15 protein-coding genes and 1 pseudogene are annotated in these 14,269 nt (G+C 37.3%); 3 read left to right on the top strand and 13 right to left on the bottom strand.

Translation table 11 applies throughout. The features are described from left to right. Positions 1-46: 46 nt before the first annotated feature. The 3 genes and pseudogenes from V7108_RS20960 to V7108_RS20950 all read right to left on the bottom strand — a co-directional run bounded on the left by V7108_RS20960 (position 47) and on the right by V7108_RS20950 (position 2,880). Positions 47-1,147 (bottom strand): annotated as a pseudogene (locus V7108_RS20960) (threonine aldolase family protein). 133 nt (positions 1,148-1,280) lie between these two features. Further along, positions 1,281-2,270 carry a biotin synthase BioB gene (gene bioB, locus V7108_RS20955; RefSeq protein WP_335509126.1) on the bottom strand — a complete coding sequence of 330 codons (990 nt, stop codon included), beginning with the start codon at positions 2,268-2,270 and terminating at the stop codon, positions 1,281-1,283. Between the two features lie 19 nt (positions 2,271-2,289). After that, positions 2,290-2,880, bottom strand: a complete 591-nt coding sequence (locus tag V7108_RS20950; protein WP_335509124.1) for a biotin transporter BioY — start codon at positions 2,878-2,880, stop codon at positions 2,290-2,292. A 280-nt stretch (positions 2,881-3,160) separates the two neighbouring features. On the opposite strand from V7108_RS20950, the gene V7108_RS20945 reads away from it, so the two are divergent. Continuing rightward, positions 3,161-3,601, top strand: a complete 441-nt coding sequence (locus tag V7108_RS20945) for a GNAT family N-acetyltransferase (protein ID WP_335509122.1) — start codon at positions 3,161-3,163, stop codon at positions 3,599-3,601. A 170-nt stretch (positions 3,602-3,771) separates the two neighbouring features. Here V7108_RS20945 and V7108_RS20940 read toward each other — a convergent pair whose 3' ends face one another. From V7108_RS20940 to V7108_RS20925, 4 genes are all read right to left on the bottom strand, one after another. Continuing rightward, positions 3,772-4,788: a S66 family peptidase gene (locus V7108_RS20940; RefSeq protein WP_335569317.1), complete on the bottom strand. Its 1,017-nt coding sequence runs from the start codon at positions 4,786-4,788 to the stop codon at positions 3,772-3,774. 72 nt (positions 4,789-4,860) lie between these two features. After that, the gene (locus V7108_RS20935; protein ID WP_335512166.1) at positions 4,861-5,415 is read right to left on the bottom strand and encodes a GNAT family N-acetyltransferase; all 555 of its coding nucleotides are present in this window, start codon (positions 5,413-5,415) and stop codon (positions 4,861-4,863) included. A gap of 33 nt (positions 5,416-5,448) precedes the next feature. Beyond that, a complete protein-coding gene (locus tag V7108_RS20930; RefSeq protein ID WP_335569316.1) occupies positions 5,449-6,159 on the bottom strand; it encodes a phosphatase PAP2 family protein in 711 nt (236 codons plus the stop codon). A gap of 130 nt (positions 6,160-6,289) precedes the next feature. Continuing rightward, positions 6,290-7,381, bottom strand: a complete 1,092-nt coding sequence (locus tag V7108_RS20925; RefSeq protein ID WP_335512163.1) for an FAD-dependent monooxygenase — start codon at positions 7,379-7,381, stop codon at positions 6,290-6,292. 348 nt (positions 7,382-7,729) lie between these two features. Between V7108_RS20925 and V7108_RS20920 the strand changes: the two genes are divergently transcribed. Further along, the gene (locus V7108_RS20920; protein ID WP_335512161.1) at positions 7,730-7,894 is read left to right on the top strand and encodes a hypothetical protein; all 165 of its coding nucleotides are present in this window, start codon (positions 7,730-7,732) and stop codon (positions 7,892-7,894) included. Positions 7,895-7,949: 55 nt separating this feature from the next. Here the strand turns inward: V7108_RS20920 and V7108_RS20915 are convergent, their stop codons facing one another. From V7108_RS20915 to V7108_RS20895, 5 genes are all read right to left on the bottom strand, one after another. Beyond that, positions 7,950-8,363, bottom strand: a complete 414-nt coding sequence (locus V7108_RS20915; RefSeq protein WP_335512160.1) for a DUF3147 family protein — start codon at positions 8,361-8,363, stop codon at positions 7,950-7,952. Positions 8,364-8,379: 16 nt separating this feature from the next. Next, on the bottom strand, positions 8,380-8,739 hold the full coding sequence (locus tag V7108_RS20910; protein WP_335512158.1) for a DUF3147 family protein: 360 nt from the start codon (positions 8,737-8,739) through the stop codon (positions 8,380-8,382). Positions 8,740-8,939: 200 nt separating this feature from the next. After that, positions 8,940-9,872: a D-2-hydroxyacid dehydrogenase gene (locus tag V7108_RS20905; protein ID WP_335569315.1), complete on the bottom strand. Its 933-nt coding sequence runs from the start codon at positions 9,870-9,872 to the stop codon at positions 8,940-8,942. Between the two features lie 33 nt (positions 9,873-9,905). Next, positions 9,906-10,097: a hypothetical protein gene (locus V7108_RS20900; RefSeq protein WP_335512154.1), complete on the bottom strand. Its 192-nt coding sequence runs from the start codon at positions 10,095-10,097 to the stop codon at positions 9,906-9,908. A gap of 97 nt (positions 10,098-10,194) precedes the next feature. After that, positions 10,195-11,640: a DEAD/DEAH box helicase gene (locus tag V7108_RS20895; RefSeq protein ID WP_335569314.1), complete on the bottom strand. Its 1,446-nt coding sequence runs from the start codon at positions 11,638-11,640 to the stop codon at positions 10,195-10,197. Positions 11,641-12,006: 366 nt separating this feature from the next. Between V7108_RS20895 and V7108_RS20890 the strand changes: the two genes are divergently transcribed. Next, positions 12,007-12,597, top strand: a complete 591-nt coding sequence (locus tag V7108_RS20890; protein WP_335512150.1) for a guanylate kinase — start codon at positions 12,007-12,009, stop codon at positions 12,595-12,597. A gap of 27 nt (positions 12,598-12,624) precedes the next feature. Here the strand turns inward: V7108_RS20890 and V7108_RS20885 are convergent, their stop codons facing one another. Next, entirely contained in the window at positions 12,625-14,208 is a 1,584-nt protein-coding gene (locus V7108_RS20885) for a histidine kinase N-terminal 7TM domain-containing diguanylate cyclase (protein WP_335512147.1), read from the bottom strand. Positions 14,209-14,269 lie beyond the last annotated feature (61 nt).

Genomic DNA, 14,269 nt, shown 5'->3' with positions numbered 1-14,269 from the left:
ATCCCCCCCATTTCTGTGATGAACAGAAATGGGGATTTTTGTAACCCTATAGTGTTTTAATGGTTTTCATTTTTTCATCAAGCAGTTGAAAGACCGTTTTTAAATTCTCCTTAGGCAGCTGAGCGTACATATCACCTATGCTCACTTCGTAGAAACTAGTTGACTTGGTGACTTCGCGTACATAACTGGATAATCCTATTCCAGTTTCCTCGTAAATGGCTGCTAGAATTACTTCCAACTCCTCTTTGGGAGCTTCAAAATGGACATGAAACATATTAGAAACTGGTTCCAATGGCTTGGTCGAAACACCATGACATTAATTAAAGTTTAGGGCAAATTCTTTTGCTTCTTGATAATATTGATTCATATTTCCCACTCGTTGGCCAAAATAATAATCAGCACTTAGGATGTAGGGATATAGACTGATTAAATCGCCTCCATGGCGCCTTTTCCAAACTTTTGATTCTTCCGTAAAGGATTTATCCCCAGCGAGTATTGCCCCTGCAATCCCGCCAATCCCTTTGTAAAAAGAAACATATACACTATCAAAAAGAGAACAAACTTCTGCTGCCGTTTTTTGATAATAGGGTAGAATTTCAAACAGTCTTGCGCCATCTAAATGTAATTTGATTCCCTTTTCCTTACAGTATGCCGAAATATCTTCGATTGTTTTATAATCAGGCAGTTGCCCCCCAATCTCCCTTTGAGGCAGTTCGAGTAATAAACAAGCTATTTCCTCACTTAATCCCACCACATCTTCCAACTCAATAACTCTCTCTTTATCAGCTAATAAAATCGTCTGAATATGGTGCAATTCCTTTAAACCGTCTTCTTCGTGAATCTCTAAATGACTTAATGGATGGTAAGCTACCTTTTTGATCCCCTTCTGGTCACACCAAATTCTCAGGGCAATTTGCTGTGCCATCGTCCCGCTTGGGAAAAATACAGCAGACTCCTTACCAAGGTACTTTGCCATTTTCTCTTGGAAGTCTTCGATGACTTTTCCCTTTCCGTACATCTCGCTTTCCATCTCTCCATCAATATCAACGAGTGCATCTTTAAGTACCTGAACATTTCTCTTTCCATGACCAGGCGCCTTAAATTTTGCTTTTTTATAAGCTTCTCCTAAAATATTTATCTCTGACATTGCGGTTCTCCCTTCAAGACTACAAACAAGGTTCAACAAAGATGTTTCTAAACCTATTAATGATATTTTATACTAAAATATGTGAAAAAGGGCATCATCTACTAGATGACGCCCAACGATTCTTAAATCCTATTTATTGAACTGTTTCTTTTACAAAATCTACTTCAAAACCTAAATCTTTCAGCATTTGATGATCCTCGGTCGTTTCTTGTCCTAAAGTTGTTAAGTAATCTCCAACAAAAATAGAATTCGCTGCATATAATCCAAGTGGCTGCAAACTTCCTAAATTAACTTCTCGTCCACCTGAAATTCTGATTTCTTTTGTTGGATTTACATACCGCATGAGTGCCAAAACTTTTAAGCAATATCTAGGATTCAGCTCCTTGGTGCCTTCAAGCGGAGTGCCATCTATTGCATGTAAAAAGTTAACAGGAATCGAATCGGCATCTAATACTTTTAAACTCATGGCCACATTCACCACGTCTTCTTTTGTTTCCCTCATACCGACGATTACTCCTGAACAAGGAGAAATACCTGCTTCTTTGATTAACTCAACAGTATTAACTCGATCCTGATAAGAGTGTGATGTAGTAATAGAATCATGGTGGTCTTCTGAGGTGTTAAGGTTATGATTGTAGCGATCGACCCCAGCTTCCTTCAGCTTTTCTGCTTGTTCTGGTTTTAATATTCCAAGGCAGGCACAAATCTTCAATTCGTATTTGTCCTTTATTTCCTTTACTGCTGAAACAACTTGGTCTAATTCATGATTACTAGGACCTCGGCCGCTTGCTACTATGCAATATGTACCAGCGTGAAGCTGGTGGGCTTGCTCTGCTCCTTTAAGGATTGTATCTTTATCTACCATTCGATATTTTTGAATCGGTGCATTAGAAATACTAGATTGTGAACAATAGCCACAATTCTCAGGACAAAGACCTGATTTTGTATTGATTAACATATTAAGCTTTACTTTATTTCCATAATAATGATGGCGAATGGTGTAAGCTCCTTGCAATACCTCTAATAATTCCGTATCACTGGAATTTAAAATACTTAATGCTTCTTCTTTAGATATTTCATGACCATCTAGCACCTCTAAAGCTAGTTCCTTCCACTTACTCATACAATCTCCCCATTTCCTTTTAACTCGCTTTTCTAAAATTCCTAAATTGGCTTCTTGATAAGGTACGTTCTAAGCGTTGTCCCATTAAACCAGCTAAAATGGCAAGAATAATATCTTTTGGAAGTGGAACCACCATCCACAACCATGCCATCTTATAGGTAAATCCATCGGGTGCTGAAGCCCATACTTTATAAGCAGCATACATCCAGTTCGTACCGAAAACATAATTAATTGCCATTCCTACAAGTGCTGCCAAGACAAATACACCAGTTGTTTTCTTCATCTTTTCCATTATGTATCCAGTTGCAAATGCTGTGAATATAAACGAAACAATAAAGCCAAATGTAGGGCTAAGGATTTGTCCAAGACCTGCTCCGAATTTTGCAAAAACAGGAACTCCCGCCAATCCAACAAATGCATAGACCATCATTGCAATTGCACCCAATCGACTGCCAAGTACCACCCCTGCTAAAATAGCAAAAAAGGTTTGCAGCGTGATCGGTACTCCCCCAACAACCATGAATGGAGCAATTGATGTAATGTTAGCCCCAACGGCCATTAAAGCAACAAACATTCCCGCTAACGTAAGATCCGACGTTTTAAGTTTCATACCATTCCCCCTAAAAATATTTTATAAATTAAGAATAATTGGTTTACTATTTTATGTCAACCAATTATTTATTAAAGTTTACATATAGGAATTTGGCTAATCTTATCTAATCTATGCAAACCATTATTTTTCCTTAATCATTCATACCTTCAGAAACCGTTTAATATCAGCCCATGCGATAACCGGCAACAAAATTTACCTATTTTCATACTATAGAGTAGGTATTTGACTAGATGGATGTAATGATCGTTTTTAGTTTTCAAAGGAGTTGTAAAGGGAAATGGCGATTAGAAAGGCAACCTATGAGGAGACTCATAGTATTTTAAATTATCATTTGGAGGTATTAAAAGAGGCCACAATGGGATGCGTTACGCCAAGCCGCAAAAAAGCGATTGAAATGATGACTCCTTTTTTAAATGGCGGTGGTTATTACCTCGTTCGTGTTAAAAATAATGCCATACAAGGATGGGTTGGATTAGGTCGAATCATTGATCAAAATACGGATGAAGTTGTCGGTTTTGTCAATGAAATGTATGTTCTCCCAGCCTATCGCAAACAAGGGGTCGCTGAAAAATTATGTAAAGCAGCTTTTATGCAATTACGTGCAGTGGGTCATAAAAAGGTCCAATTAAATGTGTATGCCGGAAACCATGCGAAACATCTTTATGAAAAGCTTGGTTTTAAAGACGTTTCCACTTTAATGACGAAGAACCTAGATTAACGTTTGTTAACTCTAATGGGAATCAGGTGCCTTATCTGTTTACCTCCAATATGGTTTTTTAACTCAAAAGGCAATCAGAAGCTAAATCTGATTCCCTTTTGAGACATTTTTTATTTAAAAGGTCATCAGATGAGTAGTCTGCTAACCCTAGATTCATTCAGTCTATTATTTTATGCTTTAAAGTGCTGCACGACGGTCCCTTTGCCATTTTCCACTTCAACTTCTCCATAGGCACCATTCACAAAGGTGATTTGTGGCGGGACATGCCCACAATCAATGTCATAAACAATAGGGATTTGGAGCTCATCGAATAAATCTTGATAAACATCTTCAATGGTATAACCTTCTACAGATTCATTGGCAGGGCTTCTACCAAACATGACGCAGGTACAGCCATCAAACCAACCGGCTAATTGCATTTGTACTAAAGATCTTCGCAAATCAGTAGTTTTCAATTCACAATTTTCTAGATACCAGATAATAGGTTCATTATTGAGATAATTTTTCCTAAAATTCTTTACATCCCCATAAGGTGTGCCAATCAAATGCCTAATGATATCAATACAGCCGCCAAGCAAGCGCCCTTTTGCCTTAACACTATCTCTGGAAACAGATTTCCAAATGGTTGACTCGGTTAAGTGAAACACACATGGAGATGGATGATCGTGCTGCCATTTCTTTTGATATTTTACGGAAGAATACTGCGTAATAGAGGCTCCTACTTCCGTAGATAATACACGTTGCCACACGGCTGTGGTCTCATCCGAGTATTCCCCTCTTAAATCGATTAAATTCGTACCATGAGCAGTTGCTATACCTGTCTTTAGGGTTATGGCAAGCAACAATAAACTTGTGTCTGAATATCCCATAACCCACTTATTTTTCAAAGAAGCAAAATCTAATTTATCAAGTGCCTCAATGAGCAGCTCCCCGCCCCATGGCGGGATGATTACATCAATTCCATCATCCTGCATCATTGCATTAAACTCTTGCGCCCGTTTCATCGCAGGTGAAGATTTTGCTTTGTTCTGGGTCCAAACGGTATCTCCACAGACGACTCGAAATCCCTTCTCTTCTAACCTGCTGCAGGATTGTTTAACCAAATCATGCAATTCCGGTTCCACACCTGAAGATGGTGCTGTTACCCCAATGGTTGCTTTTTTATCTAAAAAAGGATATGTAATCATTTAATTCCCCACCTTATGTAGAATACTTTATTACTATTCTACAGGTATTGGATAGTAGGGACTAGGAAAAATTTACATTAATTTGTATGATTCTTTATGAAAGGAGGCCATATACTTAAGACAATCCTCCCCTTTTAATGGTGTGGCCGGCTTACTCTTCAGGTACAGAACCATTGCCATGTAATGTTGCGGACCCCATTTATAGCAGTGCTTATAATCATCCAACAATTGAAAACCGCATTTTTCCCAAAAGTGAATTCTAGCTATATTTTGTGGTGTTTCATCACATTCCACTTCAACCAGGATTCTATTGTATTGATTCTGGGAACGGGCCCATTCATTTATGTAATCAAAAAAGGCTATTCCCACTCCACGACCACGTAGATCCTTTCTGACCGCTAAATAATCGAGCAGTAATACACTTGACCCTGGCAACGAACCAGTTAACGCCATGGAAAGAACTATGTCGCTTTCCTTTAAAACATGGAGAGAACAAAGATTTCTTGCAAACATATTACGAATAATTTTTTCTGGCTTCGTTGCATGTTCACCAAATGCAACAGTATAAATACCTCTAACATTTTGCCATAGTTCTTCATCCCAATGATTACTAGTAATAAACTCCATAATTTAGGTTCCTTTGCTAATAAGTTTTTCTAGCTATGATCTTTTAAGCATTCTACTCGTTAATTGCGGCTGTCGCTCCATATACCATTGGAAGACCCAAATCGAAGCCGCAAGCCAACAACCACTGGCAAGATACCCTCCAATGATGTCACTTGGATAGTGCACCCCTAAATAAATCCTGCTTACGCCAATCATAAAGACAACAAATGAACTAAATAAGAGTAGGAGTGTTCTGCCTGTTAGATTAAAGATATGCCGCCAAAGCAAAAAGGTAAGGATTCCATAAACAGTAAAAGCATTCATGGCATGACCACTCGGGAAACTGTACCCACTGATTTCAATCAGTCGATTTAAATCAGGGCGAGCCCTTTGAAAGATTTCTTTTAGGACCATGTTTAGTAAAGGTGAACCTGCAACAACCACAATAAATAAAACTAATTCATGCCGGTGGTGCAACATTTTGTAAAGAAAGATTAGGATCAAAAGACAGATGATGACTACCCATAAAGTTGAACCAACCGTGGTAAAAAACTCCATAATCCTTGTCAGAAACGGAGACTCTTGTGATTGTACAGCACTAATTACCGCATTATCAAAATCAATAATTTTCTCCGCTCTTACCAACATCGCCACAACACTAAATGCCAAAAGTGCAACCAAGCTAATCAAAAATGCGCGAGTAAGCTGAAATTGCGAATTCATCATATTTAACCCCTTTTCATGGATAACCATATAATTTCCCATACACCCCAATCCTACTTATTCAACAAAAAAATCATCAAAATTTCCTGCACCAAAAAAGGCACCAAATATACAAAAGAGGATGCATAAACAGCCTTTTTTGTATATTTGGTGCCTGTCACCGTTCTAATGATCATCTATAAGCAAATTTTTCCTTAAGGGATGTTTCTTGTTTTAGTTGCATGATTTGTTGTGTTTTGACTTCGTTTTTTCTGCTCATTTCGAAGAGTTTCAATTGGTCTGCACTAACGTTTCCTTCGATAATGGCTTGTGTTAGGAGTGGCGCTAAGATATGGGCGTCTTTCATTCCACTATTAATTCCAATTGCTCCGGTTGGGGTCATCGTATGGGCAGCATCACCTATTAGGATTAATCCGTTCTCTACCCACGTATCGCTGCGGGAACTTTGTACTTTTAAACAAACCAAGTCTTTCCATGAACGGAGGTGGTTGTTCACACTCTCTTCTAGTTCCGGAAAACTTTCAATCAAAGGCTCAAGAAATGGCTGCAGGGAACCTTTACGTAATTCCGGAAACGAACCCTCAGCGATATTCCAGCCAATTTGGATGAGACCACCCGTTTGCGAAAATAATGCAAGTTGATGGCCATTAACAAGGACCATTCTTGTTGTTGGCTCCCACCCTGCAGGAGCAGGAATTTTTGCCCACAATACATCATATCCGTGTGTCATTTCTATTGTAGGTATCTTCGCCAGCTTACGTACGGTAGAATAACGACCGTCTGCCCCGATTGTAACCTTACTTGAAATATGGATTTCTTCCCCATTTTGTATCGCCTTAACACCCGTATAGAATCCTTTTTCATCCTGAATTAATTCTTTAACAGTCGTGTTAAATAGCAATTGGAAATTTTGATTTCCCTCAGATTCTTGGATGATTGCCGTTAATAAATGGGCTTGTGGTACGTGAATTCCGACATGGTCTTCATGGGTACCGGGCGTAATACTGTTCACGATATTTCTTCCAGAGAAGTATTCTACCTTCTTCATTTTAAGAATTCCGAGTTCTTCTATTTTATTAAATAAATGATGTTCTTTTAAGATCGCTTCTGTTTCACCGTTAATATGCTCGCCTCTGAATTGTCTGTTAACCCCGGTAGAACGTTCTATAATAATGGTTAATATTCCGTTTTTAGCCAATAAATGTCCGAGTAAAGTCCCTGCAGGTCCGCCGCCAACGATACAAACATCTGCTTGTAGGTTCATGTTAGAGCCACCTTCTACTATTATTTTGTTTTTTTGAATATATTTCGTTTTGAAAAAAGTTTCATAATACGAAAAAAAGTTAAGTATAGAGTAACAAAGTTAAGAGAAATAATCAATTCATTTATTTTTAGAAATAGACAATTGTACCTATTTTAAAGGATAATAAAATCCATTTAAAATTATATATTTAGTAAATTCTTTGTAAATTATAATTCAGAAAGTTTGAAATTTTTTAAAGAGGCTGTTAAGAAATGTTAAGAAATCGAAAATTCAATCTTTTTTTCTTCCGCAGCTTGTATGATAAGCCTGTAGTACAAATCATGCAAGAAATCAAGGAGGATTATGAAAATGAAAAATTTTAAAACATGGTTAGTTGCTTTGATGTCAGCATTGATGTTACTTGGAGTTGCCACTGGGTGTAGTGATACAACAAATACAGATGATCCAGAAACTGAAGAAACGGAACAAAACGAAGAAAGTACTGAAGAAGGTACTGAAGATACTGAAGAATAGGTATAGATGCAACATAAAACAAGGCGGTGCCAGCCGTCTTGTTTTTTTCTTTTGTTTATTTATGTCTGACCTGTATACCAGAGTGAAGATTAACCTTAACCCTGCCTCTAATTTTCCGACCATTTTTAAGCTTATCTCTAAGCGAAGAAACAATAATTGAGCTACCCAACCAGAACAGCAGTCCTAATACGATACTTAATCCCCAATTACCACTAACTTGTAAAACCGTCCACACCGTTGCTACACAGAAAACGCCGCCCACCATTCCAAACACAGAACCATTTGCAATTTTTGCAGCCTTTTTCGATCCAGAAGCAATCCCCATCATCAACACCGCTGTAATCATCACTGCTGGAAAGGCAGCAAAGATTCCTGCTAAGATTTTCCATGGAGATAAGACCGTTATTAAATAGCTGATCATCACGGCTGCTCCACCGAGAGTGAAGCGAATAAGCAAATCTTTATACATATCTAGCACACTTCCCTTAGTATGTTGTAATAATAACCACAGCCATTGAAACGACTAGCCAGAACCCCATAGCTTGTGCCAGACCTCGTTTCCATCCTTGCCTTGGCAGGAGATATCCAGCTAGAATGGCTACGAGGATATTGATGCCCATTCCGACAATCGCACCTTTAGATAATAAAATGGAATGAGAAACTAAATCTTCTCCACTAAAATCCAAACCGACCGTTAATAAAGCTGCTAAGTACACAGCAGGAAAAGCAGCAAAAATACCTCCAGCCTTTTCACCTAAATTCCTGGCAACAAGTGTTGAAACAACTACTGCTCCTCCTCCTAAAACAAACCTAAGGAGTAATGCACCTATTGATATATCTGCCATGCCTTTCACCTCTGATATTTAGTATTCTAAGCTGATCCATCTACCCTCTTATAAAAATGTGAAGCATTTCACATAACTAAGTTAATAAGTTTATTCTACCTCATTTATTCCTCATAACATGTGAACATTTCGTTACTTTTTTTAAAGCGTTACCATTCGAAAGCAAAAGAAAAACCCGTATTTTCGGGTTTTGATTAGCTTTAATAGCCTCTTTTAGTATCAACTTTATTTTTTAGCGGCTTGTTTGCTTCAATATTCTTAAGTGTATTAATGAAACAAGCTGCCCCTTCATTGGGGGTGGTAACAGCCGATATATGAGGAGTTATGAAAACTCTAGGGTGTCTCCATAATGGATTATTTTCAAGCAATGGTTCTTGTGAAAAAACATCAAGGACAGCATAACTAATATGATTCCCAGATAAAGCTTTTAATAAAGCACCTTCATCCACCGAAGCACCTCTTCCGACATTAATAAATCCCGCACTTTTTAATTGACAAAAGATTATGTCGTTAAATATTTTTTCAGTTTTTTCCGTAAGTGGCAAGGTATTAATGATATAGTTCATTTCACTTAAACGTGAAGTATGAAAATCTAATTTCATGACCTCTTTGAAATTGGCCTTTTCCTGCCCGCTTAAGGAAACACCGAAAACGTCAACCCCTAATCCTGAAAAAACCTTCGCTATCATTTGACCAATTTCGCCTGTCCCATATACAAGAACTTTTTGATCACCTACTAATTTCGGCGTATGCTGCTTCCAACTTTTTAGTTGTTGTTGATTTTGAAAAACATCATGTAATTGTAAATCCTTTAAGATGTAGCTTAAACAATACTCCGCAATCCTTTGTCCAAAAGAACAAATGGTTCTAGTTAGTAAAACTGCTTCATTCCAGTCTTTCTTATATAAAAAACGGTCAACCCCTGCACCAAGAGAATGAACCCATTTTAAATGGCTGTAATCATAGTCTGCTTTTAGGTTGAAAGAAACCAGTGCATCTGCCCAACTCAAATCACTTTGTGAAAATTCATTTTCAGGGATAAAGCGAAAAGTCTTATCCGTAACTTCCTTTTCTATTACTATTTGAAGGTCTTTATACATGGGACTGACTACTAAAATTTTTGTTATGTTCATTTTTTTCCTCTTTTTTTAAAATTTCAAAATAACTTACCCTTTAGGCACGTCAAGTGCTTGATAAGCAGCCTGATATTTTCCTCCATCGGCTACTTCTGAATGATACAAAGCCTTTAGGGCAAAGTTTTTTTCTAATTGGTGCTCATCAATCAATTCTTTTAAATGCTTCTGCAGGTCTTTATTTTCTTTTACTAACTGTTTCATTTGTGTTTTAAAATACTTCATTGATAGAATTCTCCTTTCTTTTTACTTTTTGGAACGAAACAACATTTATAAAAAATAAGGACGATTATAGTAAAATAAATCGTCCTTCTAAGAAACATTACTTTAACGCCTGGCTAACCTTTAGCTTCTTCCCTTTAACGGTTGTATTCTCCATCGCCTGGATTACTATTGAGCCTTTACCATTAAGGATGTCTACATATGTTAAATTGTCCTGAATGGTGATGATGCCAATATCGTCGGCGGTAACTCCAGGAATATTTGAGATTGTACCAACGAAATCCACTGCGCGAAGCTTTTTCTTTTTGCCGCCGCTAAAGTGAAGCTTGGTAATATCTTTATTGATCCGAGCGGTTTTATTATTTCTAACCACTCTGCGACCGCTTATTTTTTCTTCAAATGCCGCTTTTCCACTTGTCACCACTTCCTGCTTCGGAACGTCCATTGCCGGGATTTCAAACCCAATATACCTTTCGATTGCCTTAAGGAATTTCCCCTCATATGGTGTTGCAAAGGTAATCGCTTTTCCTTGATTACCTGCTCTGCCAGTTCTTCCCGTACGGTGAACATAGCCTTCTTTTTCCATTGGCACATCATAATTAATGATTAATGACACGTAATCAATATCGATTCCCCGAGCAGCCACATCCGTTGCAACTAAATAACGGAAATTCCCAGCTTTAAAACCATCCATAACCGCGAACCGGTCTTCTTGATCTAGTCCGCCATGGAGTCTTTCACAAGTATAATTGTCGTTTTCCAATTCGGCATAGACACTCTCAACATTTTCTTTTGTTCGGCAGAAAATAATACAGCTATCTGGATTTTCAACAACTGTTACATCTTTAAGTAGTGAAATCTTATCATCTTCCTTTACTTCAATGACAGCATGTTCAATAGTATTTGTTGTTACACCATCGGCAGCTATCTCAATCGGAATGGGATTTTTCATGTATTGATGACAGAGGTTGTCCACATCCTTCGGTAAGGTGGCAGAAAAAACCATGGTTACTCTGTCCTTTGGAAGTTCCTTGATGATGGCTTCCACCTCATCGATAAAGCCCATATTTAGCATTTCATCCGCTTCATCAATGATTAAAAACTTTATTTTATCTAATTCAAGGGTACCCCTCTCGATATGGTCCATCGTACGACCGGGTGTCCCCACGACCACATGTGTTTTTTGCTTTAATTCCTCTTTTTGCTTTGAAAAAGGTTCTTTGCCGTAAACAGCCATTGCTTTTATCCGTTTAAAACGACCAATATTCGTAATATCCTCACGGACTTGAACGGCTAGCTCCCGAGTTGGTGTAAGAACTAATGTTTGTGGCTTTTTTTCCTCCCATTCCATCATTTCACAAATAGGAATTGCAAATGAAGCCGTCTTACCTGAGCCTGTTTGAGATTTGACGATCATATCGAATTTTTCCAATGCCTTAGGAATTACTTCTTTTTGTACTTCTGTGGGATGATTGTACTTTAATACGGTCAGAGCCCTTGTGATTTCTTCACTTAAATGATAATCCTTAAAATTTTTTTCACGCATACAGTAACCTCGTTTTTTTTGTATTATCAAACTTCTATATAGGATTTCTCTCAAAGAAATATCATATGCTAAAATCTGAATAGGTTCATTATACTTGAAATACAAAACTTTCGAGAATTTATTTTTCATTCACTGTTGCACAACAGCTTTACAAAATTAAATAGAAACTGTACAGTAAATTTAGAACAAATAGGTAATTTTACGTTATCTTAATAAAAAAATCAGAAATATCAAAAATTTGGACGAAAAATCTGTTATAATGGAAATATCCCGTTCTAGGGATACTATGAATTACTTAACTGACAACATGAAAATCCAACTGCAGGCTCTTTTTTAATTAAACTATTTCATAATAGGAGGTTATCTATGTATAAAATCAAAGATAAACAAAAATTATTCATCTACACAGGTCCCGATGGCTCTGGGCGAAAAACGATTGCAAAGATGGTCGCTACTGCGTTTGATATGGAAACAGTCCTCTCTTACACAACTCGTTCTCCTCGTCATTATGAGCAAGATGGTGTAGACTATCATTTTGTTTCGGAAGAATCCTTCCAAGAAATGCAAGACAACCAAGAATTCCTTGAAACAGTTGAAATTGATGGTATTCATTATGGAATTCGTGAAGAGGATATTGTCAAAGCCTTTGAACATCATAACCTTGTCTACTTAACGTTAAACCCAGAAGGCACTGAAAAATTAAAAGAGATGTATGGTGACCGTGTCATGCGCTTTTTCATTTTCGCAAACCGGGATACGGTAATCAAGCGACATAATGCACGAAACGATAAGGAAGAAGATATCCAAAGGCATCTATCCCATTATGATGAAATCATGGCTTATCAAAATGAATGTGAGCATGTCTTTGAAAACTATGATTCTCCACAAGTATCATTTCAGGTTAGTGAAGTCATTGAAGCTTTTCTAGATCGTAATAGAATTGTAACGGATTATTAAAAAAGACAGGGTCCATTGCTAGGAAGATTATCCTATCAATGGACCTTTTTCTATTATAACTGGTTCGAACAATTGAACACAGTTTCTTCCCTTTTTTTTTGCCTCGTATAAAGCTTTGTCGGCCTCCCGCATTAGTGAATGAATGGTATATTTAAGTTCACCAGGAAAAATTTTTGCTTGTGAAATCCCAAAACTTGATGTTACGACAATTTTCTTACCTTGATTAAGCGAATAACTATCTGCAATCCTTGCCCGAATACTATTTGCCATCTTTTGCGCATCGAACAGATTCGTATCAGGCAGACAAATAACAAATTCCTCTCCTCCATAACGCCCAATGATGTCAGACTCACGCAAGCATTTCGTGGCAATTTTAGCAGTATTTGCTAAGACAATATCACCAGCTTCATGTCCATAGGTATCATTTACAGTTTTAAAATAATCGATATCAAACATAATGATGGAAACGATTCCACCATTTAGAGTAAAGGATTTAAAAATATTCTCTGATTTTTGAATAAAGTAGGATTTGGTAAAAACTTGTGTTAAACCGTCCGTTCTTGCTATTTGTTGTAATTTTTCCTCCAAATTCACTCTTTCTGTTACATCAACAAAGGTAATGATTTGCCCAATATCATGGCTGTTTTTCGATTGAACCGGTGAAAAACGAATATGATGATGTGTTTGCATGCTGCCTTGAGATAATTGGTAATCTCTTTCTTCACCTTGATAGATGATTTCAAGGAGTTGTTGTTGACCATGTAGGACATCAGATAGCCCTTTTCCAATCATTTGACGATTAAGCGTGGGGATAACATTTAGGACAGAACGATTATAATCAACAATCCTGCCACCTTGATTGATCACGATAACGCCTTCTTTCATACTTTCAAACACGGTATCCCTTGCAATTGGTGCTACATTAAACATTTGATAAGATACAAGGGCAGCACCATGAAATAAAAATGAAATACTCATTGCCACAGGTCCAAGGTCTATTCCATACGGACTTAATCCATTTAAATAAAAATGCGTCGCGATAATGGGGACAATAAGTCCTGCGGCCATCGTAATAATTTGCATCTGGAATTGAAATAACGATTTTTTTAATTGCATGAGTAGAATAATAACACTGAACATAATGCATATAAATACGAAAATCGAATGGATGTAAAACCACGGCCCGCCTTCCAATTTTAAGATAGGAAACGGGGTGTCACTTCTTATCTCCACCGTCTTATAATAGAAGTGATGGAGGTTATTTGTACTGTGCACAAAGATGGTTAATATCGGAAAGACATAAAGGGAGTAGTAGATCCACTTTTTAATCTTTTGTCCTACATACTCGAAACACATAAATAGGATAAATAGTGGGATGAAAGGTAAAGCGAGATACTCCAGTTGTAACCAAAACTTCATTTGTTCGAGCGTTACACTGGTTAGTTCAAATAAATAGGAAAATGTAAAAATCGCTGATAGGAGTGTTACAAAAACATAATATTTAGCTCCGGGAGCATTCTTAACTTTTAATATCGTATAAACGCATAAGAACACGCTTAAAGTACCGGCTATAATTAAAGCGACTATGTAAACGATTAATTCTTGGTTCATTTAAACAACTCCATACAAAAACCTAGGTTTTCTTCATTATATAGTAAAGTTTTGTAACGTG

It is taken from the genome of Neobacillus vireti, assembly GCF_036962345.1.
Lineage (GTDB): Bacteria > Bacillota > Bacilli > Bacillales > Cytobacillaceae > Neobacillus > Neobacillus vireti_A.
The sequence above is the reverse complement of the archived record's forward strand: the minus strand, read 5'-3'. Positions and strand labels throughout refer to the sequence as shown.